The organism is Acinetobacter sp. YH12233 (assembly GCF_013417725.1).
In the GTDB taxonomy this organism is placed as follows: domain Bacteria; phylum Pseudomonadota; class Gammaproteobacteria; order Pseudomonadales; family Moraxellaceae; genus Acinetobacter.
Genome location: NZ_VPDK01000012.1, coordinates 53,094 through 75,041, shown reverse-complemented (window position 1 = coordinate 75,041; position 21,948 = coordinate 53,094). Strand labels below are relative to the sequence as shown.

Sequence of the window (21,948 nt, the reverse complement as noted above, 5' to 3'; positions counted from 1 at the left end):
GAAATGCCTGCCGTTGCTAGACATTGCCAGCCAGTGCCCGTCACTCCCACTCTATTGATGTGTGCTTAAAAAACAGGAGGGTTTAACTTGGTAAACTATACATACTCATTAGGAGTTTACCATGAGCAAGAAACAGAAGACTTACACCGCAGAATTTAAAGCTGAAGCCATAAAAGCCATTGAAGAGAACCAAGGTAATGTATCGGAATCCGCTAGACAACTTGGCATTTCAATGCAAACCCTTTCGAACTGGAATAACAAAGCAAAGGCTGGAACTTTAGCAGGCACAAAACAGTATTCGCCCGATCTAAACGCCTTACTCGAAGAAAATAAGAAGCTTAAACAACAGCTCAAAACAGCTGAAATGGAACGTGAATTTTTAAAAAAGGCAGCAGCGTACTTTGCCAAAGAAAGTCAGTGAGGTACGCCTATATGAAATCGCAAAGCCACTTATTTCCGATTATTTTAATGGCTCGATTACTTCGTGTATCCGTTTCTCGCTTTTATGATTGGCTAAAGCGAGGCATGAGTAAAAGATCAATTCAGCGAAATCAGCAGACAATTTTGGTCAAAATAGCCCATGAAGAAACCAAACAAAGCTATGGCTATGTTCGATTAACCAAGCATTTACAAGCGCAAGGTATCAAAATAAGTACGTATGCTGTGCGCCAAATAAAAAAATCAAATCAGTTGTATTGTAAGCGCCATAAGCGTTTCAAAAGAACCACGAACAGTGATCACAACCGTTCTATTTATGACAATTTACTCAAGCAACAGTTTTCAATGACGAAGCCTAATCTTGCGTGGTCGAGTGACATTACCTACATTTGGACGGCTGAGGGCTGGTTGTACTTGGCAGCTGTCAAAGATCTTTACACGAAACAGGTTGTTGGCTATAGCTTAAATGAGCGCATGACAGCCAAGCTTGTTTGTGATGCATTGAATATGGCTATTCGCAATCAGAAACCTGCTAAAGATCTCATTGTACATTCAGATAGAGGCAGCCAATATTGCAGTAATGAATATCGAAACTTACTTGAGAAATTTGATTTTCAGGGTTCAATGAGCAAAAAAGGCGACTGCTTTGATAATGCACCGATAGAGAGTTTCTGGGGCATACTCAAAAATGAACTAGTCCATCATCGCAACTACAAAACAAGGGAAGAAGCCAAAGCGGATATTACAAAATATATAGAGTTATTTTATAATCAGCGAAGAATTCAAAAAGGCTTGGATTTTAAGACACCAAATCAAATGGCAGAAGACTTTTATCGGTTAGCTGCCTAGAATCTCCCAAGTGAAAGTCTCCTGCTAATTCAGCACACATCACTGTTGATAAATTTTCTAAACAAAAAGGATCAAACTAATCTATAAGCTTTGTGGGTTAGAAAAAAAATAACTCACTTTGCATTGATCATATTTAAATTCTTGTTTTATCCATAGCACTAACCTATTAATTTTAAAAAATAATAGGTACTGGCTAAATAGCAAATCGATACATATCTTTTTCATAGAGGAAATATGATTTTAGTAAGTTCTTGTCTGGCTGGCTTAAAGGTACGTTATAACGGGACGCATAGCTTAAACGAAAAAATCGAAAAATTAGTCAAAGATGGAAAAGCTACTATGGTATGTCCAGAGATTCTTGGCGGTTTATCAACACCACGCGAACCTGCCGAGATTTCGGGAGGTAATGGCGATGATGTCTTAGATGGAAAAGCCTGTGTAATTGAAAAATCAGGAAAGGATGTGACTTCAATCTATATTGAAGGGGCATATAGAACTTTAAAAAAAGTTCAATTATTAAAAGCTACTCTGGTAGTGCTTAAAGAAAATAGCCCTTCATGTGGTAGTTCAATGATTTACGATGGTCAATTTAATGGGAATAAGATCTATGGCAATGGAGTTACCTCCGCTTTGCTTAAACGTCATAATATAAAAGTCATTTCAGAAGAAACTTTTTGGCAACTTTTACCCTAGTTCCTCCGCTTTTATTTAAAATCTTCATGCAACTCCAACCACGCCCCCCTTTGCAATATCAAGTCTCTTCGGTATTTAGAGATATAGTGAGGTAATAATCTAAGAAGCATATCCATTACTTCCACATCAGTTAAAAAGTAGTGGTTCAATTTTATGCTGTAATTCTTTAACAATTTTAGCAAGCTGATCATGTAAAACTAACCAACATTGCTCATGACCTTGCCCAATATATTCATCTATTATGAGTTGCAAAATGTCTTGATCTATCTGACTTAAGAATTCTAAAAACCATGTCGCAGCAACATCCTTGGCAACTATTGTTTTATGATCTAATGTATAAGCTATACGGCATAGCGCTAAAATTTGATTACATTCATCCTGATCGTCTTTCCAATGAGCAATAATTTGTGGATAAGTTTTTTGCATGGCAAATATTAATTGTTCATAGCTAATTGGATTTAACCAATCGCAAATATCAGGTCCAAAGATAGTAATGTTATGTAATTGGGCAGTTTTAAGTAAAATACTAATATCTGGATCAGATTGACTATAAAGTAATTCACCTTTGAGTAATTCTTCTCTCAACCACTCGCCATATTGTAGCTGATATGTATATGGATGATTTTTATTGGTAATACTCCCTTTTTCTAATATCGTAATTTCTAAGGCACGCGCTGTAGCATGACCAATCGGAACAGATATATTTAGAAAATTCTGCGCTAATTGTTTTCTTTCCTGATCGGTAATTTCACGTTCAATAATAACTAAAATATCAAGATCACTTTTATGTTTTAAACCACCATCAACATACGAACCATATAAATAAATAGCATAAAGCTTATCTTTAAAATTTTTTTGTAAAAGCTGTTTTACACTTTCAACTTGGCGACACTCTTCATCATTTAAGCTTTGCATATGATTTTTAATTTAAAAAAATAAGTAATGAATTCATAGAGCATTATACAGAATAAGTGTAAATAATTTAATCAATTAGTAAATAACATACTATTTTTACAATATATTTACTTTCAATATAGAGTTTAATACATAAAACTCTATCAATCAAAAAAAGCTTGAAACAACATCTGAATAGTAAGAGTCATTTCCTCCTCACTTAGAGATGGATCCGGAAATTTGAACAACTCCTATAAGTGATACTCTGCTCCTCAAATGATGTTATAAACATCAATATATGGAGTATTTTATGGCACGTAGACCAAGAAGAAATCATTCAAACGACTTTAAGGCTAAGGTAGCACTTGCTGCGATCAAAGCAGAAAAAACACTTGCTGAATTGAGTTCTGAGTTTGATGTTCATCAAAACCAAATTATTGACTGGAAAAATCAATTGATCTCAGCTTCCTCACAAGCTTTCGATCAATCAAAAGCTCCATCAGAACCTCCCATTGATCTTAAAAAGTTACATGCAAAAATCGGTGAGCAGGCATTAGAAATTGATTTTTTAGAAGGTGTGTTGAAGAAACTGGGCCGCTTCAACCACAAAAGTTAATCGATCACTCACTTCAGATTTCAGTATCTAAACAAGCTAAGTTACTGAAAGTCTCTCGTGGTTGTTATTATTATCGCCCAAAACCTGTTAGCTCATCAGATCTGAAGCTGATGCGATGTATTGATGAATTACATATGCAATATCCTTTTGCAGGCAGTCGTATGATGCGTGATTTGTTGAATCGTCAAGGGCATCATATAGGACGACGTCATACACGTACTTTAATGAAGAAAATGGGTATTCAGGCGTTATATTGCAAACCAAATTTAAGCCAGGCTAATCAAGCTCACCGTAAATATCCATATCTGCTCAAAGGATTGGCTATTCAGCGCAGTAATCAAGTGTGGTCTACTGATATAACGTATATCCCTATGGCAAAAGGCTTTGTTTATTTATGTGCTGTGATTGATTGGCATAGCCGCAAGGTACTTGCGCATAGGGTATCGATTAGTATGGAGGTGGATTTTTGTATTTCGGCTTTAAATGAAGCGATTGAAAAATATGGATCACCTGAAATATTGAATACAGACCAAGGCAGTCAGTTCACCAGTGATGCATTTATTGATGTATTGAAATCAAATGGCATTCAAATCAGTATGGATGGTAAAGGTCGATGGGTAGATAATGTGATGGTTGAACGATTATGGCGGAGCGTTAAATATGAAGAGGTGTATCTCAAAGCTTATAGCAGTGTCACAGATGCGAAAAAGCAATTGAGTGCATATTTTGAGTTTTATAATCTGAAACGACCTCATTCGAGTCTAGACAAAATGACACCAAATGAGTTTTACTATGATCAGCTACCCCAACAAAACAAGGTGGCTTAACTAGAGCGGAATATCACTTATAAATACGCTTTTAGTTGTTCAAACAAGTGGAACCACCTCTGTTTGTAATGATATTTTATAAAATTCAATATTAGATCTGCAGAGAAAAACTTATCAAACTAAGTATTGGCTAGTCTTTTTCTTCGAAAAACTTATCAAACGAAGTATTAAGTTAATCTTTTTCTTCAACTTCTTCCTTAAACTCAAACAAATCATTCATCGTACAGTTAAAGTACTTACACAACTTATCGGCGACTGGTAATTCAATACGTACAGCACGGTCATAATACATACTTGTGAGCGTGTTGCGATTGATACCTGTTGCATGCACCACTTCACTTAATTTTAAAATTTTTCTATCGCCCATGAGGCTAGATAACTTACAAGTAATCATATTTAAATTAATTTACAAAAAATAACTTGCTGTGGGTTATTTGAAGTTGTTGACTGAGTAATACTTTGCTAAAATTAACCTACAGCAGGTTATTACAACTTATAGAAAGTATATTTTATCCATTTCAACTAAATTATAACTTTTTAAATATAAGGATTGAACCTGCATTAGATTATTTTGTGGAGATGACCGCCGTGTTACCAAATGAGTTATTGATCAGCCAGCAAGCTCGTGACTTAGGAAATCAATTAATTAAAGAAATGAACATCAATAGAAGTTATGGAATGGCTAATTTTCTTGGAGTAAATACTTGCTATGATAATCATCAGGCTGTACTTATTTGGACATTTCAACTGCTTGAAAGGGAACCTGCCTTAAATGAATTAGCAGAAATTAAAAAATATTTTCTTTTAATCTTTCCAGATAGTGTTTATCAATTAGCCTAAGTTGTTTTTAAAATTAATTTATTAAATAAAAAGCACTAAATCAAAGAAAGCTTTATTTAAAAATACCTATTAATTCAAAAACATACCATTTACTGAATATATGAAGCATAGGTTCCTGCTCTATCACTCACTCGTACTAAAATTACATCGCTCTTTTTACTGATACTAAACAATTTATGTCCACGCCACGTTCTGCGGCTTCGAGGGCTAGTTTTTGTTGAACCACTGAGAACAAGGACAACAAACTGCCTACTATATTTTCCCGGAGAGTGGTGTAGGAACTTTTTCATTATTGCTAATCATATCAGCGACAACATCAGCAACGAGCTCCTCTATTCCTGAGAATGCTTTAGACTGATCCGCATCAAGCCAAGACAATGATGGAAACTCAGCACATCATTCGTTTAAGACCTATTTTAATGACGGCACTGGTCGCAAGTTTAGGTTTTATTCCAATGGCGTTAAACACTGGAATTGGTGCAGAAGTACAACGACCACTAGCAACAGTTGTTATCGGCGGTATTGTATCTTCTACAATTTTAACTTTGTTTGTATTGCCTATTTTATATCAATGGGCGCATGGCTCTGAGAGTAGCAAACAGCAATCCGACGAAATTTAAAATCAAAAAAAGCAGCTTAATTACTAGGTTATGCCTAATTAAGCTGCTTTTAATATTGTATGCCCAACATTTTATTGATAAAGCTTACTGCGCTTCATCCCGACAATTTTCATTTAAAAACTCAAACTCTATCGTTGTATGCGATAAATGATAGGAAGATAATTTAGCTGCAACTTCTTGTTTAAGCCTAATTAATTCTTTAACGTCAAAGTTGTCACTCAGCTCAAGGTGCGCTGTTAAAACGTGACTTTCACCATCTAGTGACCAAAAGTGCATGTGGTGGATACCATTAACTTCAGGAAATTCCATTAGTGATAGTTTAATACGCTTTTGAGTCTCTTTATCGGGTGCAGCTTGAAGAAATAAAACGAGTGTTGATTTCAGGTTTTTGAAAACATTAAACAAGATGAACAGCGTGAACCCTATTGATAAAAGGGGATCTAATATCGGCAGTTCAGCGAACAACAGTACGATAGAGACTATAAGAACGGCAACCCATCCAAGTACATCTTCAAGAAGGTGCCATGTCAGCACTTTCTCATTTAATGTTTCACCCGCTTTTAATTTTAATACAGCATATCCGTTAACGGCAACGCCGAGTATCGCTAGCCCTAACATCCCCTCGACTACAGGCATTTCAGGATTGGACAGCTTTGGAATTGCTTCAAATAAAATCCAAATTGAGCCAATGATTAAAACAATACTGTTTATCAATGCGCCAAAGAGAGTAAGTCTACGATAACCATAACTAAACTTATCTGATGCTTCTTTATCTGAAAAACGACTTAAAATCCACGCAAAACCTATTGAAAGACTATCACCAAGATCGTGAACTGCATCTGCCATTATCGCCGTACTGTTAGTGAGCCAACCACCTATAAATTCGATAATAGTGAATGTCACATTAAGGAAAAATGCCCAACCAATACGGTCATCTTTACCATGTTGATGACTATGATTATGGTTGTGCATTTTGTACCTCTAGTACTTTTCTATTTCTTAGTTTTGATACATTCATATTAATCAAGTGACGTATCAAGCGTTGATATATCCAGCGTTTGAACCCCGACAAGTTAGTCCCTTTTTCGAGATAGAACTCATCAGGGGAATCATAAAGCCCAAAGTCATCATGAATACCTTCTTTTTGAATATAGGTATTTTCTCCACGCCAATCTGTATCTGGTGATGAAAAGCACTTTGTTGCAACACCATAACCACAAAAATCATCTTTTACTTGGTCAAATTTCTCCTGTAGAGAGCTTAAGTATTGCTCATCCAATATAAAGCCCTCTAAGTTTATCCAACGCCCTTCAAAGTAAACTTCTACCCAACTATGAATGATGTATTTAGGTGCTAACCAAAATACATAGCTTGGGATAGCACCTTTTTGTAGTTGCTGGTCTATGGTAAACCCATGAAATCGGCATTGAATGCCTAGTCCACGCAATAGTGCCATTAACAGATTACCCTTAGTATTACATTGTCCATAACCATCTGCTAGCACATCGCTTGCTGCAATATCATCGCTTTCATTATAACCAAAGAAAATCTCATCTTTTACAAACTGATAAGCGGCACCAATTTTGTTGAAGTTATCCAAGTTTTTCCACCTACGTTGATCGATCAAGGATTGGATATCTTTGTGTTCAAAATTAACGATATTCGTATTGTTTAAATATTTCTCAGTCATTTTTTATATATCCTTTTCGTTGCATACTTATACTATAGACTCTATAGTAACTATAGAGTCAAATGTCTGGGGGAAATTGATGAAAATAGGCGAATTGTCAAAAAAATCGGGCTGTTCAATACAAACGATTAGATATTATGAAAGAGAAGGATTTCTGTTAAATCCAAATCGTTCAGAAGGTAATTTCAGGCTGTATGATAGCAAAGCACTTAAACAATTGGAATTCGTAAAGCATTGTCGCAGCCTAGATATATCACTCAATGATATTAAACGTCTTATCGAATTAAAAAATAAGCCAGAAGAAAGCTGCTCTAGCGTTAATGCATTAATTGATCAGCAACTTGCACTAGTGAATAAACGCATGAAAGAATTAAGGGCGCTTAAAGCTGAATTACAACAAATGGCTAGTGCTTGTGGTTCGAACAACCCAACATACTCATTATATTCTGCTGACCATGTAACACGGCAAGTATATTGTTTACTATCCATTTGAAACCCCATAATGTTTTAAGTCTATGTATAAAAGTACGATTTTCACTTAGCAGTACTTAAATAATCACCCCACCACTGCATCATTTCAGTCCGCTGGGCTAAATAGTCAGCGTGATTATAGCTGGCACGGGTACGGTTCTTATCAATATGTGAAAGTTGTGCCTCAATCCAGTTATCCTGGAACAAACCTGAGTCATTCAAAATGGTACTAAAAGTGGAACGTAGTCCATGAGAGGATAATTGATGTTTTCCATAGCCCATCTTACGTATAGCCATATTTAATGTATTAAAATGAATCGGTTGATTATGTTTCCGTGGGCTAGCAAAAATGTACTTTTCACCGTATGACCATTGCATGACGTCTTTTAAAATATCTAAAGCCTGATCTGAAAGTGGAACTAAGAAGTCGGGAATCTCATGGCCTAATATGACTTTTCGTCGAAACTGTTTAATATGCAAGGCAGGTATTTTCCAGACTTTTTCATTTAAATCAAAATGATGAGGCTCAGCCAATAACAATTCAGCCCCTCGCACGCCAGTATGTAATTTGAACAGCAGTGCTTTTTTAATAATCGGATGGGCATCCAATTTTTGTAATTTATACTTAAAATCAGATATATCCTCCGCTTTCAAATACGGATAATTTTTCTTGATTTTACTGTTAATGGCGATTTTATTTAAACCATGCGCGATGTTGAATTCACAATAACCCATCGCTACAGCGTAGTCATAAATTTGGTTCAAATAACTACAAGCTTTCTTGACAGGTTCTTTTACTTGGCGTCCCTCTATTTTTTTGATTACTGAAACCAGGTCATAACGCTTGATGTTTTGAAAAGGTAGATCCTGAAGGTCTGGATAAATATCTTGCTGTAAGCATCTTTCTGCTAACTGTAGTACACCACAGCGGGGTAGATCGTTGAAGGCATTTTTCAGTTTGAACTGTAACCACTCCTCCCCGACCTTACCAAAGGTGATGACATTAGAGGCAGTATCTTGTTCAAAACAGAAATCATTGTCTTTAAAGTCATCTCTGACTTGTCGTGCCTTTTTCAGCGATAAATCAGGATAACGACCTAACTGAATGCGTCGACGTTTTTTAGTTTGTGGATCTGTATAGCGATAGCACCAAGATTTTCTTCCACTCGGCTCAATCTTCAGGCTAAGCCCATCTTCATCGGATAAAAAACTGGTTTTTTCCTTACAATGAGCTTGGCGAACTTTAATTTCAGTAAGACTCATGGAATTTAAATGAAACCTAACAATGGGTTGATTGGATCAATTATATCAAAATAGAACGCTTTATGTATGATGCGTACACTACGCATCATATAGATTTGTAAAGTATTGTTTTATAAATTTATTATTCAATATACTTTAATTTTAGTAACCAGTAGGAGTACCACTTCTTTTTTAGTTCTCAAATATCACGTTTTTTTTGACGCAATGATTCTATCTCGGACTTCGTCAGCTGTTTTACGAGAGATGAGGATATACTTTACCTCCCACTCTGTGAGCCTTTCAACGTCTCACGGCTCTATTTAATGTTATTGAATAATCAATGGATACCAGTAAAGCCTTTTAGGTCTGCTATTGTTTCTAATACAATAGTCTCCACGATCAAGGATTGGACTCAATGCATATTCCAGCATAAACCTACCACCTATTCCTATTCGCACCCTACCACTCATTCCTATTCCAAATCGGCCACTTAGGGTTTATTCAGTAATAGAATTTAAAGGCTTTATTGCCCAAACCTATATTCTTAAAAGCTTATTCAGCAATATAATTCTTAGATAAATTGCATATTCTTATCGTAAAGGACACTGATTCTTCTTTCATTTGGACAGTTACTATGAATTCACTTCCGTCCTAATAATCTGCCCCAAAAGCTTTTTGGCTTCCGATTCGGATCGGCTTTGTTGCACAAATACCTAAGAATATGATTTTATTAAATTTATTCTTAGGTTGAAATTTTCACAAACCTTTAAAAATCAGTGCCTTGCAAAATGTTTATGCAACAAAGCCTATTTAAATCGGCAACTTGAACATATTGATAAGTTAATAAATAATCACATAGATCAAGATCCAACATTGAAACAGGATTTGAAATTACTGCAAACTATTCCTTCAATCGGTGAACGATCAGGCTTATTACTGTTGGGGTTATTTCATTCGCACAAGTTTGAAAAAGCAAGTCAAGCTGCTGCATATGTAGGTTTGGTTCCAGTACATCAGTTGTCTGGCAGTTCAGTCAACAAGCAAAGTCACTTATCAAAAGCAGGTGACAGTAAAATACGCTCAGTATTGTATATGTCGGCATTAACAGCGATTAAATATAATCCACACATTGAAGCTTTATATCAACGATTATTAAGCCAGGGTAAAAATAAAATGTGTGCTTTAGGTGCTGCAATGCGCAAGCTTATACATCTGTGTTATGGCGTTTTAAAACATCAGACTGCCTATCGAAGAGATTATTTAGTGGTCGAATAATCTCAAAACCTGATTGACTACCAAGACGGTATCTCAGGTCCCGAATTTATCAGTCACGAATTTGTGCGCTGGGCTACTGAGCACGGTATTCGTATTGAATATATTCAACCGGGTAAGCCACAGCAGAATGCGTATATTGAACACTATAATCGGACCATACGTTATAGTTGGCTGAGCAAGCATTTATTTGATACTTTGGATGAAGTACAAGATTATGCAACAAACTGGTTGTGGCATTACAACCATGAAAGACCACATCAAGCTAACAAAGGAAAGCCACCTCTAATGGCTGCTTAACCTCTACTTTTAACTTCGGTTATTTATTGAAGGATTACCTTAAAAACTATTAATGTAGCTCCATTTTAAATAAAGAACCGCTTTTTTATTCAAAATAGGGTAGGAACGACTTTAACTAAATCAGTAAGGAATACTTAATGAAATATATCTAATCTCACCTATATTGTTATATGAAATATATATTGTAAATGGAATATCTTCAATTTTCCATTTTTGGCTTCTAACCACGCCATCATCATTCTTAATAAATAATGGCACTCCTAACATATTTTCAATTTCAGCTTTATTCATTGAAAATTTTAAATTAAATGGCAGTTCTTGTTTATATTGAGAAAAGCCTTCCACACCATCATTATAAAAAAATATAGTCGTTAAGTATATTTTTTCACCAGTTATGGGTTTGTCCTCCTGATTTAAATAAAAAGACTCATCAGTAAATATAAAACCCAATCCCTCATCATATTTACTAATATAAAAATTATACTCATCCAATAAATCACCATCTTCATCATAAATTGGTAATTTAATTTCCTCTTGACTTTTCACAAATTGATTTTTAACAAAAAAATCAACTAATTTTTCATCAATATTTGACTTACCCAACAGTGATATTAAATGATCAATAAACTTATTTGTCATTCTTTCTCGCCTCCTCATCCATAATATTTTTCAAAAATTTATCATAATCAGCATTATTTTTACAGCTCAATGTAGTACATGCTTCTTGCAACTTTGTAACGTACTCAGGCGTTAATTTTTTTGCATTATCTATCATTGCCTCAGAATCCCTAATTTGTGCTGCTTGTAAATCATTTGCATCATTTTCAATGAGTCCTTTATTATTTTTTCCTGCATAGGTTGGACCTGCGGCATGCACCTCATTTGGTACAGTTACACTCATTCCTTCATTAATAATACGATTTTTCTCTGCTTGAGTTAAGGGCGCTTCCTTTAAGTCTTCAGCTCTCTTTAATAATGCAGCTTTAGACGGCTGATGATCTCTAGCCACGGTTCCATCTCCAGTGACTTTCTTTTGATTTCCATAATTATCAACCCATCCCACATCAAGAGATTGCTTTTGATTTATTTCAATATCAGCATCTTTCCCCTTAGTGACACCTTTACCTACTCCAGCACCTACAACTCCAGCCACAGCATTAATTAAATATTCTGCACCTTGTTTATTTTTTTCAATTTCATTTGCAAATTTCAATTCATCTAATTTATTTTCAGATGTTGAGGCTTCAATTTCTTTAACTTTCTCTGAATTAGTCCAATTATTAATCGTATTTGAATTGGTAACATGAGCGGCGGCAGTTAATGATGTCGCCAGCGCATCAAATCCTTGAGCTATTTCAGCTCCTACCGCACTATCTAAAGCTAAAGATTTTCCTGTCTCAATTGCTAAACGGACTGGGCCTGAAATCATTAGTCCTACCGCAAGTTGAACAGTACCTAAATCAACTCCAGTATCTTCACTAATCTGCTTTATATTATTTCCTAAATCAGCAATATTGCTTAATATCGTCATACCAACTGTGGTTTGGGTCGTAACTTTTGTCTCAATGTCAGTTCCTTTCGCATAAATTACTTCTTGTTCATTTACGCCTATTTTAGGTTGTTTAAAAATCGTTTCTAAATCAACACCAGATTGAGCTAATGTATCTAGTTGACTCTGAATTTCACTAAACTCTTTTGCTGCATAGAAAAAATCTAATTTAGAAAATAAAGCTTCAACTTCTTTTGGCTCTATCCCTCGTTTGAGCAATTCACTTGCAACTTTGTCACCAACTACACCCGTTTCTTTATATTCACTTGGTAAATTGTAAAGCCTTGCCTGAATATTATTTAGTGTTTGTAAAGCCTTATCTTTATACTCACCCGCTGGTAAGGCTTGTGCTAAATTTTCTGCACTTTGACGGAAATTCTCTGGCAAATCCTTCTGTTCTTGAATAATCTCCTGTCGTCCAGCTTCTGTCAGTAATCGATGATCAATCGTTACTGAACCATCCAGCATACCTGTGGTCTGATCACGAGTAATTTCTTGGGTATTGTTGATATCACGGTTGGTGGTATGGTAATCCTCCCATAAATAACCGAAGTTAAAAGCAGAGGTTAAGCAGCCATTAGAGGTGGCTTTCCTTTGTTAGCTTGATGTGGTCTTTCATGGTTGTAATGCCACAACCAGTTTGTTGCATAATCTTGTACTTCATCCAAAGTATCAAATAAATGCTTGCTCAGCCAACTATAACGTATGGTCCGATTATAGCGTTCAATATACGCATTCTGCTGTGGCTTACCCGGTTGAATATATTCAATACGAATACCATGCTCAGTAGCCCAGCGCACAAATTCGTGACTGATAAATTCGGGACCATTATCGCATCGGATCACTAACGGTTTTTCTCTCCACTCCAGCAATTGATTCAACGTACGAATAACCCTGATTGTGGGCAATGAGAACCCTGCTTCAATGGCTAGGCCTTCGCGGCGGTAATCATCAATCACATTCAATAATCGAAACTTGCGACCATCGGAAAGCTGATCATGCATAAAATCTAATGACCAAACCTGATTTTCTCGGATTGGTTCTTTCAATGGTTCAGGCGCATGCCGTTTTAGTCTTCTTCTCGGTTTAATACGCAGATTCAGTGCCAACTCACAGTAAATGCGGTAAACCCGCTTGTGATTCCAGCAGCAACTCTCAACATGCCGTAAATACGAGAAGCACAAACCAAAGCCCCAATCGGAATTTTCCTCAGTGAGTTCAATGAGCTGTTCAGCAATGAGTGCATTGTCATCGCTGAGTTTGGCTTGATAGCGGTAGCAGGTTTCACTAATGCCAAATGCTTTACAAGCCAAACGAATACTAATGGCATGCTGGGCAACTGCCTGTTGTGCCATCTTACGCTGGCAAGATGGCTTTACCACTTTTTTGCCATCGCTTCCTGGATGATTTCGGCCTTTAATCGCTCTTCCGCATACATCTTTTTAAGTCTGGTATTTTCGGCTTCTAGCTCTTTCAGTCGAGCCATTAATGATGTATCCATACCACCATATTTGGCACGCCATTTATAAAAGGTAGCATTACTCATGCCGTGTACACGGCAAAGGGTCGCTACAGGTGTGCCAGATTCTGCCTGTTTCAAGATGGACATGATCTGACTATCAGTAAATTTAGATGTTTTCATGCAGAATCTCCTGCTCGTATCTTAAGAGAAAATTCTACTTTTAGATCCTATTATTTTTAGGGGGGATTACCGTATCTTTCACATTCGTCACAGTACCTTGACCTAAGGTTGCCTTGGTCAGTTGTTCTGTTTCTTGCCCGCTGCTATTGATACCAATGGTCGTTGAACCTTTTGGAGCTGTAGAAGCTTCTTTAGTTCCCTTTTGTGGAATACCAATACTGGTCGATACATTAATTTCAAAAATTAAAATCCTTTAACGTCTTTCCTTTTTCATCCAATAATTTATATACAAAATCAGGTTCAATTTTTAAAAATAACTCAATAACATCATGAATTTTCCAACCATGTATTTCTGGATGATCAATGATTGAAATTAAATGTTCTTTTAAAAATGGAATATATTCTTTGAAGTCCTCATCGATTATTAAACCAAATAAAGAATCTATTCCAAAAGGTTGAGTATTAGCAAGCTCTATTATTTTGACAATATATGGAAACAATTTTTTTCTTGTTAAGGTACCTAGACCATGGTCAGATTTATCAGCCCAATAACGAATAAATGCTCTAAGAACATGTTGCAATGTATCATCATAACCATTTAGCCTATGATCAATAAAACCATTTAATTTATTGTTTTCAAATAATGCAGTTAAAGCATTAAAACCATAATCATCTCCCCAAAATGTCAACAATTTAGCAGCTTGGAATACAATATAGTCATCCGAATTTGTTAATAATTCTCTTAACTGTTCTATACGGCTAACTGAAATATCTTCAGCATCTAAGTCCTCTGCTATATCTGTATAATTGACACTATCAGGAATCTCATTTAATAAGTCTATAATCTTCTGTTCCAACTCTATACTCCTTACAAACTATTTCTTTATGTATTCTGATGGAACACAACCTTTGATTAAGCATTCCCCATCTCTAATAGCATGATTCAAATCTTTATTTGCATCTCTTAATTTATCTCGATTTTTTTTACTAGGATTACGATCATATTTCGCCTGAGCTGCATCGACTTTAGATTGTAATTCCTTTCTAACTTCGGTATGTGTCACAATCTGACTACCAGAAATCTTACCTGCATCAATATCTTCCTGCAATCGCTTCGTATCAATCTTAATTTGCTCACCACCATAATTTTTAGAATCAATAGCTATTGCTGGATCACTTGTTGAAATGTATGGTGTATTCTCAGAATTACCACCTCTAATATGAGATTGAACAGATCCTGTTCCTTCAGGGTTTGCAGCAACCAAATCACCTTTGTCATTTATGTAAGCTTTTGGTTTACCTTTATAATTTTCTGTAGCAGAAAAATCATGATCATTACGAGTAACATAATCAGGAACAGTAGGTTTTACTGATATTTCATCACTATTTTTAGCTTTTCCTTTCCCTGAAATTAGTGTCTCAGCAGCTATACCAACAATAAAAGTAGCACCTAGCTTTGCATTTTGCAGTGATTCCGCATAATTAAGACTTCGTTGAAAATCATCATCGCTTAGTCCAAGCTGTTTCAACTCACTAATTTTTTCAGACCGACTCCAATCATCATATAGACCATCTGAAAGTCCGTAGAGTGATTTTACTAAATGATCTGATACCGCATTTGTAGCATAATCAATATATTCTCCACTAAATTGATTAACTATATATCCTGCTGTTGCTTTTACAGGCCCTCCTAACAACACGCTAGCAGCAAGTTGTATTTTTTCAATGTCAACACCACTATCTACAGAAATTTTTTCTATATTTTTACTAATTTCTGCTGCCGCATGTAAAAATTTAAAACCTAGTAAATCCGTTTCTTTTACAGCAAGAGAACTATCTGTATTTTCAGCTAATATACTAATTAAGGAGTTTGAGTTGACTATTGGTTGCTCTTTAGAGAGCTCAGAATTAAGAATCTGTTCAATGCCACTACCATTCTGACTCAAAATATCTAATTGTTCTTGGACAGCAGATAATTTTTGAATTGCATACCAATAATTATCTGTATCTATAATCTTTTCGACCTCTTTAATTTCAAGACCATTTTTCAATAGCTCCCCTGCAACTTGCTGCCCATATTCCTCTAAACCCTCAAAATCTGCTGGTAAACTATAAAGTTTTGCTTGTATATTATTTAAACTTTGTAAAGCCTTCTCTTTATATTCTCCCTCAGGCATTTGCTTCACAATATTTTCAGCACTTTGACGGAAATTTTCAGGTAATTCCTTCTGCTCTTGAATAATCTCCGCCCGTCCACTCTTACTCAGTAAACGCTGATCAACCGTCACAGAACCATCCAGCATGCCCGTCACTTGGTCACGAGTAATTTCTTGCGTATTATTAATGTCCCGATTGGTGCTGTCTGAGGCATTTGCAACAGTCCCTTGACCCATCGTTGCCTTAGTCAATTGTTCTGTTTCTTGTCCACTGCTGTTAAGGCCAATGGTGGTTGAACCGTTTGGATATTTGGATTTTTCTCCATCTTTGTTGTTCGTGGTTTTGCCTATCGTCGTTGATACATTAAAACCACTGCTACTGTTGTAGTTATGATCTTCTATGTCTTTCAGCGCAAGTTCGCCTGAATAGTTCAGCTTACCGTGATCCGTTAATGTGCCGTCTTCATTCTTCGTCGCATTGGCAATCACACCACCAATACTGGTAATATTTTTAACACCCATCGCATCTAGATCAGCATCGTTCTGCGCATTGCCAATCAGCAGCTTACTAGTGTCATTTACCCATGCACTGTCAATGCTGCCCTTACTTTGGTTATAGCCAGCGCTGATATTGCTGGCTTTACCGTTAGAACCAAAACCTAAGCCAATATTTCCGCCTTTGCTGCTATTACTGCTAGTCTCTGTATCCTGCAAGCTTTCTACATGGATCTGATTTACTTGTAGATTACCTCGGTCAGCGATAGAAACCTCACCGCCCTGAATATTCAGTTTGTCTATTGCACCTTCAGTACGATTCAGCACAACTTCACTATTTACGTGGGTGAGGCTTTCGTTTTGTGATTGGCTGGTTTGCTTGCCTATTGAAGCACTGCCGCCACCGCCATAGGTATAGCTCACACTTTGGCTATTGGTTTTACTATTGCTGTCCTGTTTACTATGCTCGACGCCTGCAGTCACATTGAGGTCTTTGCTGCCATCAAAGGTCGTGGTGCCTGTTGCATTCACTCGGCTGCCTTGGATATTGATGTCTTGGCCTTCTGATTTAAGCTGAAGGTTATTTAAATCTAAGTTGCTACCTTGCCATTGGCTTTGTTCTGTATTCGTGGTCGTCGTAGTTTCAATCCTTTCACCATTGGCACCAATAGTAAAGCCATAGGTTGCACTGCTTGCAGCCGCAGATGCGGCTGCTGCCCCTACAGCAATCTGTGCACTTGCCACATTGGCCGTTGCCATTGCGACATTGGCTTTGCTGTCATCTAAGGCTCCTTTGGTAATTCGACCCGCTGCATAGTCACGTTGTGCTTGGCTATAATCATCTTTAGCTTTAGATAAGGCTTTAGTTGCATCTGCAACAGCTTCTACCGCTAAGATTGCATCTAAATAGGCATTGCGAATGCCGACTTCTGTACTGATGGTTTCAGTATGAGTCTTTTCTTCTGTGGTGGTTTTATTTTCATAACCGCCTATGTTAAGATTTCCTCGACCATGATCAATGATCGTATCACCTGTCGCTGTGATATTTTGGCCGAGGATATCTACACCTTCTGCACCTTGAATTGTTAAATTTTCAGTATTGATATTGCCTGACTTATGCGTTGTGGCTGTAGTTTTAACGGTATTCTCTGCGTCTTCAAGTACAAAGCCGCCCACTCGAATGCTGTCTTTATTCAGCTTAACCCCAAGACCTTGTACCGTTTCTTTGCTGTTTGACGTAACAGTTTTGTGTTGTTCTTCTGCTGCATCGAGCGTGACTTTTTTGCCCGCTAAGACCGTGTTCTGTGCATCAATGTTGCTACTGGTCAGTGTCGTTTGACCTGCTGAACCCACATAGACATTATTGGCACCAAGATCGGTCCCTGTTTGTGTTCTTTGCTCAGTCCGTGTGCTCGATGATTCTCCGATCGTGATCTTCGGTGCTTTTAATCCCGGAGCTAAAGCCTCAATACCCGCTAAGCCAACAGCAGTCACTTTCATTAAGTCTTTGGCAATGCCACGATAACCTTTTTGGGTTTCATCCCATTGCTGATCATTGGTTTCTAATGTCGTCAGACTGACATTTTCGGGCAGGGCATTACCATCTTTGGATTTTAAACTGCCATCCGCTTGGCGTTCGAATTGTTTATTGCCAATATAAATATTGTCTTGAGCTTGTATATCATTGGCTTGCAGCTCGATATTTTTACCGGCATTGATATCAACATTTTTGCCAGCTTTGAGCTGTGTTTGTGCAACATCTTCGTCGATATATCCTGATTGACGGTTTTTAAATTGAATTGTATTTTTCTTGGCTGTTTCCGTGCTCTTTATATCAGTATCAATATCTGACAAAAGTTTTACATTGCCTTGGTTTGCCGTAATTTGAATGCTGTCTTTCGCACCAGCTTGCAGGTGCGTGGCTTGAATATCTCCTGTTTGGCTATTGATCAGGATATTGCCACCCGATTGGATGTCGGTTGCAATCGATTGACTGGTCGAAGATTGGATTTTTTTATCTGTTGTAGAGAAGCCACCTTTTTCTTGGGCTGCAAGCTGAGAACTGCGTTCATCTCGTCCATTTTCGATCAAGACATTTTGTCCAGCATCAATCACTACATTGCCCGACGTACTGTTCAAGGTGCTGGCTTTAATCTGAGTATTGGCACCACTTTGCAGGGAAATATTTCCTTTCGCCTGAATCTGCGTCCCTACATCTCGACTCGAAGCATTCAGAATCTGATCCTTGTCACCTGCTGAGCTTAAATCACTGCGACTGACATTCACCGTAGAAAGATTCAGGTCTTGTCCCGCTTGGATCGCAATGCTACCTTGGCTTTGTAGATCTGATGCAGTCAGATTGATATTATTCTTGGCATTGGCAACCAGCTGACCATCCGCATCTTGTACATACAGCCCAGCAACACGGCCAATGTTTTCAGCGCTAAATTCACTTAAACCGTGCTTATTTTCAGTTTTAATCGTCGTGGTGATGTTGTTAATGTCTCGGCCCGCATCAAGGGCAAGGATTTGATTGGCGGTCATTGTCCCACCAATATTATTGATATCGGTGTGTGCTGTCGCAAAGACATCTCGACCTTGTATTAAGCCACCCACGTTATTAATGTTATTGGCTTCAAGACTCACCAATTGGCGTCCAGCAATACTGCCTTGGTTGTTTAAATCCCCACTCAGTTTTAAATTGACCGTCTCGCCTGCAATCAAGGCACCTTTGTTGTTTAAGTCCCCCGACTGTACCGCAACATACACTTTCGGTACCAAGACTTGGATTTTTTCGCCATCAACGGTAATGGTTTCTGTCACCAGCCACACCATATCACTGGTCAATCGAGCAATCTGTGCTTCTGAGAGCTTCACTCCAACACTTAAATTAAGATCTTTGGCAGCACTTACCCCAGAATCCATCAAGGCTTTGAATTGATCCTCGAAGTTCGTATAACCATCTAAATAAACTTGACCCGTCAGTTGTGCAATTTGGTCATTGACCAGTTTTTGCTCGTAATAACCATCCCCTAAACGTTTTTGCATATTTTGTGGGTTGGTCGCGAACATTTGCAGCATGTAATCACTGCCTAACCAATTTTTATAATTGGTAAAGGCATCGCTGCTTTCAATCAAAGGGCGGTTATTATTTTCTTTATTAACGCTGTATAAGGATTGCAGCGGTAAGCTGAGTTCTGAGGTATCACCATTTAATGTGCCTTGGTGAGCACCATCATATTTCACCACATCAAGTTTTATTGGCGTTACGATATCAGCTGGATTATAGGGTTTAACACTGTTCCACTTACTTCGTTTACTTGTACCTAATGTATTCCAACCTACATAGTGATACTGTGATGTCCCCGTTTTAATCACACGATGCTCACCCTCAGCATCAATATTATTCACTTCATTTTGTTCAATATTAATGCCTTTCGTCGCTAGAATTTGGCTCTTGTCATTGGTCAGGCTTTGGCCTTTTAGCGTCAGTGTGCCACCTGAAATAATCTCCGCTGGTGCACTGGAATCCACATAGTGTTGGGTTTCGTACTGGTTGTAGATATATCGGGTATAGTCTTCATATTTTTGACCATCCAGATAAATGCTGTCATAACTGCCACGACCTGTAATATGCGATGAATCAAGAATTTCAGCGCTTCCAGCACCTTGATAAGCGGTCACATCTTTGCGGGTTTCTGGTATTTCTTTGACACTTGAACTGAAATGCAAATTTCGGTTGGTCAAAATATCCACGCCTAAGTACATATCACCCACGGATTGAATACGTGCACTGGCATTGTCTAATAATGCGGCAGAGCCTTCTGCCATATGGTTTGCATTGAGTTGTCCACCAACAGTCAGCGCACCTTCGCTGGCAATTAAGGCTTGTTCTCGGTTTTCAATTTTTCCGCCTGCAATATCTAAGCGTTGACGTGCCGCAATCGTGCCTGCTTTGACATCGCCATTGGTTTGCTGTTCTGCATTGAGAAGATGCGCGGCTTGCAGGGCAATATGGTCACCATAGATTTGACCTGTACCCACGTTTTGGATGCCTTGACTGGCATCAATACGAGTTAAACCTTGGCTATTAATGAGGCCGGTATTGTTGACGTTTTCAGCCTGAATGCGTTGATCGCCTAGACTTAATATCTTGCCATTATTGTTTAAATCTTTTGCTTGAAGATTTAAACTCGCTGGGGTGCTATCGACTTTATTTTCTGCAACTACTGCACCGCTATTTTGCAGCTCGCCATTGGCACTGATTTTAATATGCCCGGCTGAAGCAAACACTTGCCCTGCATTGTTAATCCCAACCCCTTGTTCGGTACTGATTAAACTGATTTTGCCCGCATACATTCCGCCTAAGTGACTGGTATCAATGGCAAACTGTGGCACAGTGCCTGCCAACCCCGAAGCCGCCTGTATCGCACCAGCCTGCGGATTAACTTCAATATCATTTTGTCCAGCAACCACCGTCAATTCTTTAGCCCAAATCCCCGCATTGATCTGTGCAGCACGGCTGAGTAACTGGGTATAGTCGGCTTTACTGGCATCCAAGCCCTGACCTGTGATGTTAATCACCCCGTCACGGACTTGATAACCTGTCACTTGTCCATTTTGAATATTCGGATTGGCGGTACTTAAAGTCACCCCACCTGCATTGATAAAACCGCCACCATCGACATTAATCCCAGCTTGGTTGGCAATGATCACATCTGCTTTACGTCCACCGACCTCTACATAGCCATTTAAGTGACTTGGATTGCTGCCGTTCACCTGATTAACAATGACTTTGGCTTCACCGCCTGCAAGCCACGGATTGGCTTGGATATAACCCCCAAGCTGCGTTTGAGTATTTTGGCGGCTGTTATTTAAAATGACACCGTTCTGATTCACATCAAATTGCTGGTAGTGATTCACCGATACCCCAGCTTTGCTTGGGGTTTGAATATTCACCTGCGTTGTGCCATTGGCACTGTTCAATATCGTTGGACGCTGATTGCCTGCCGCATTCGAGTCTGCAACAACATTGCTGTGCGATACACCAATAGATGCATTGATCAGGGCAGTGCCTGTAATCAGCATCAATGAAAATGAAAGAACTTTTAAAGCTAAACTTTTTTCAGAAGCAACGACTGGTGTTTCAAGATCAACCGCTTTATTATTCTGTGTTGAGGCTTGTCCTGCAGCTGCGACATTTTCTGCAACAGCAATCATTTCACCACGGGTTTGACTAAAAATCGTTTTATAGCAGTTCTTATTCATTTTTCAATTACCAATGTGTCTTTATTTGGGAGATTTTTTCGCTTTAATACTACGAGCTCATTTTTTAGTTTGTACTTTTCTTTAGA

15 protein-coding genes and 5 pseudogenes are annotated in these 21,948 nt (G+C 37.8%); 8 read left to right on the top strand and 12 right to left on the bottom strand.

All coding sequences use genetic code 11. The annotated features are described in order from the left end of the window. Positions 1-121: 121 nt before the first annotated feature. Together FTV12_RS07480 and FTV12_RS07475 are read left to right on the top strand one after the other, a co-directional pair. Positions 122-1,287, top strand: a protein-coding gene (locus FTV12_RS07480; protein WP_119285041.1) for an IS3 family transposase whose coding sequence is annotated in 2 segments (ribosomal slippage) — positions 122-380 and positions 380-1,287 — 1,167 coding nt in all. Because the reading frame shifts where the segments join, the coding sequence is not laid out codon by codon here. Between the two features lie 234 nt (positions 1,288-1,521). Beyond that, entirely contained in the window at positions 1,522-1,980 is a 459-nt protein-coding gene (locus tag FTV12_RS07475) for a DUF523 domain-containing protein (RefSeq protein WP_077170035.1), read from the top strand. A 126-nt stretch (positions 1,981-2,106) separates the two neighbouring features. Here the strand turns inward: FTV12_RS07475 and FTV12_RS07470 are convergent, their stop codons facing one another. Continuing rightward, positions 2,107-2,895, bottom strand: a complete 789-nt coding sequence (locus tag FTV12_RS07470; RefSeq protein ID WP_038350081.1) for an aminoglycoside adenylyltransferase domain-containing protein — start codon at positions 2,893-2,895, stop codon at positions 2,107-2,109. Between the two features lie 277 nt (positions 2,896-3,172). On the opposite strand from FTV12_RS07470, the gene FTV12_RS07465 reads away from it, so the two are divergent. Next, positions 3,173-4,317 (top strand): IS3-like element ISAba14 family transposase gene (locus FTV12_RS07465; protein ID WP_099046175.1). Its coding sequence is split into 2 segments (ribosomal slippage): positions 3,173-3,437 and positions 3,437-4,317, totalling 1,146 coding nucleotides; the frame shifts between segments, so codons are not numbered across the junction. Between the two features lie 172 nt (positions 4,318-4,489). Here the strand turns inward: FTV12_RS07465 and FTV12_RS07460 are convergent. Then, the gene (locus FTV12_RS07460; RefSeq protein ID WP_004658364.1) at positions 4,490-4,711 is read right to left on the bottom strand and encodes a helix-turn-helix transcriptional regulator; all 222 of its coding nucleotides are present in this window, start codon (positions 4,709-4,711) and stop codon (positions 4,490-4,492) included. A gap of 194 nt (positions 4,712-4,905) precedes the next feature. Between FTV12_RS07460 and FTV12_RS07455 the strand changes: the two genes are divergently transcribed. Beyond that, complete coding sequence (locus tag FTV12_RS07455) at positions 4,906-5,157, top strand: hypothetical protein (protein WP_004658363.1); 252 nt, start codon at positions 4,906-4,908, stop codon at positions 5,155-5,157. A 252-nt stretch (positions 5,158-5,409) separates the two neighbouring features. Here FTV12_RS07455 and FTV12_RS07450 read toward each other — a convergent pair. Then, a pseudogene (locus FTV12_RS07450) lies at positions 5,410-5,553 on the bottom strand (antitoxin HicB); the annotation flags it as partial. Between FTV12_RS07450 and FTV12_RS07445 the strand changes: the two are divergent. Next, positions 5,553-5,777 (top strand): annotated as a pseudogene (locus tag FTV12_RS07445) (efflux RND transporter permease subunit); the annotation flags it as partial. The pseudogenes FTV12_RS07450 and FTV12_RS07445 overlap by 1 nt on opposite strands. A gap of 84 nt (positions 5,778-5,861) precedes the next feature. On the opposite strand, the gene FTV12_RS07440 reads toward FTV12_RS07445, so the two are convergent. Beyond that, the gene (locus FTV12_RS07440) at positions 5,862-6,749 is read right to left on the bottom strand and encodes a cation diffusion facilitator family transporter (protein WP_127800877.1); all 888 of its coding nucleotides are present in this window, start codon (positions 6,747-6,749) and stop codon (positions 5,862-5,864) included. Next, positions 6,736-7,467, bottom strand: coding sequence for a transglutaminase family protein (locus FTV12_RS07435; protein WP_005245162.1), 732 nt, complete (start codon positions 7,465-7,467; stop codon positions 6,736-6,738). Before FTV12_RS07435 ends, FTV12_RS07440 begins: the two co-directional genes overlap by 14 nt. Positions 7,468-7,546: 79 nt before the next feature. Here FTV12_RS07435 and FTV12_RS07430 point away from each other — a divergent pair, with 79 nt between their 5' ends. Next, on the top strand, positions 7,547-7,960 hold the full coding sequence (locus tag FTV12_RS07430) for a Cd(II)/Pb(II)-responsive transcriptional regulator (protein WP_179989169.1): 414 nt from the start codon (positions 7,547-7,549) through the stop codon (positions 7,958-7,960). A gap of 41 nt (positions 7,961-8,001) precedes the next feature. On the opposite strand, the gene FTV12_RS07425 is transcribed toward FTV12_RS07430, so the two are convergent. Together FTV12_RS07425 and FTV12_RS16625 are read right to left on the bottom strand one after the other, a co-directional pair. Continuing rightward, positions 8,002-9,201 (bottom strand): integrase arm-type DNA-binding domain-containing protein, encoded by a 1,200-nt coding sequence (locus FTV12_RS07425; RefSeq protein ID WP_005245164.1) that lies wholly within the window; start codon positions 9,199-9,201, stop codon positions 8,002-8,004. Positions 9,202-9,386: 185 nt separating this feature from the next. Continuing rightward, positions 9,387-9,488, bottom strand: a pseudogene (locus FTV12_RS16625) (recombinase); the annotation flags it as partial. 490 nt (positions 9,489-9,978) lie between these two features. Between FTV12_RS16625 and FTV12_RS07420 the strand changes: the two are divergent. Then, positions 9,979-10,455: pseudogene (locus FTV12_RS07420) on the top strand (transposase); the annotation flags it as partial. Positions 10,456-10,488: 33 nt separating this feature from the next. Then, positions 10,489-10,752: pseudogene (locus FTV12_RS07415) on the top strand (integrase core domain-containing protein); the annotation flags it as partial. Positions 10,753-10,872: 120 nt separating this feature from the next. On the opposite strand, the gene FTV12_RS07410 reads toward FTV12_RS07415, so the two are convergent. From FTV12_RS07410 to FTV12_RS07390, 5 genes are all read right to left on the bottom strand, one after another. After that, positions 10,873-11,391, bottom strand: coding sequence for a hypothetical protein (locus tag FTV12_RS07410; RefSeq protein WP_179989170.1), 519 nt, complete (start codon positions 11,389-11,391; stop codon positions 10,873-10,875). Beyond that, positions 11,381-12,769: a hypothetical protein gene (locus tag FTV12_RS07405; RefSeq protein ID WP_179991388.1), complete on the bottom strand. Its 1,389-nt coding sequence runs from the start codon at positions 12,767-12,769 to the stop codon at positions 11,381-11,383. The genes FTV12_RS07410 and FTV12_RS07405 overlap by 11 nt, the downstream gene beginning before the upstream one ends. A 98-nt stretch (positions 12,770-12,867) precedes the next feature. Continuing rightward, a protein-coding gene (locus FTV12_RS07400) for an IS3 family transposase (RefSeq protein WP_179991387.1) occupies positions 12,868-13,943 on the bottom strand; the annotation gives its coding sequence in 2 pieces (ribosomal slippage) (positions 12,868-13,691 and positions 13,691-13,943; 1,077 coding nt in all). Positions 13,944-14,179: 236 nt separating this feature from the next. Further along, positions 14,180-14,800, bottom strand: coding sequence for a hypothetical protein (locus tag FTV12_RS07395; protein WP_154320123.1), 621 nt, complete (start codon positions 14,798-14,800; stop codon positions 14,180-14,182). An 18-nt stretch (positions 14,801-14,818) separates the two neighbouring features. Then, positions 14,819-21,862, bottom strand: coding sequence for a hemagglutinin repeat-containing protein (locus FTV12_RS07390; RefSeq protein ID WP_179989050.1), 7,044 nt, complete (start codon positions 21,860-21,862; stop codon positions 14,819-14,821). Positions 21,863-21,948: the final 86 nt, after the last annotated feature.

Bases quoted from the DNA above. Each gene is read 5' to 3' on its own strand.
- FTV12_RS07475 (WP_077170035.1), top strand. From the start codon at position 1,522: ATGATTTTAGTAAGTTCTTGTCTGGCTGGCTTAAAGGTACGTTATAAC.
- FTV12_RS07470 (WP_038350081.1), bottom strand. From the start codon at position 2,895: ATGCAAAGCTTAAATGATGAAGAGTGTCGCCAAGTTGAAAGTGTAAAA.
- FTV12_RS07460 (WP_004658364.1), bottom strand. From the start codon at position 4,711: ATGATTACTTGTAAGTTATCTAGCCTCATGGGCGATAGAAAAATTTTA.
- FTV12_RS07440 (WP_127800877.1), bottom strand. From the start codon at position 6,749: ATGCACAACCATAATCATAGTCATCAACATGGTAAAGATGACCGTATT.
- FTV12_RS07435 (WP_005245162.1), bottom strand. From the start codon at position 7,467: ATGACTGAGAAATATTTAAACAATACGAATATCGTTAATTTTGAACAC.
- FTV12_RS07430 (WP_179989169.1), top strand. From the start codon at position 7,547: ATGAAAATAGGCGAATTGTCAAAAAAATCGGGCTGTTCAATACAAACG.
- FTV12_RS07425 (WP_005245164.1), bottom strand. From the start codon at position 9,201: ATGAGTCTTACTGAAATTAAAGTTCGCCAAGCTCATTGTAAGGAAAAA.
- FTV12_RS07410 (WP_179989170.1), bottom strand. From the start codon at position 11,391: ATGACAAATAAGTTTATTGATCATTTAATATCACTGTTGGGTAAGTCA.
- FTV12_RS07405 (WP_179991388.1), bottom strand. From the start codon at position 12,769: ATGCTGGATGGTTCAGTAACGATTGATCATCGATTACTGACAGAAGCT.
- FTV12_RS07390 (WP_179989050.1), bottom strand. From the start codon at position 21,862: ATGAATAAGAACTGCTATAAAACGATTTTTAGTCAAACCCGTGGTGAA.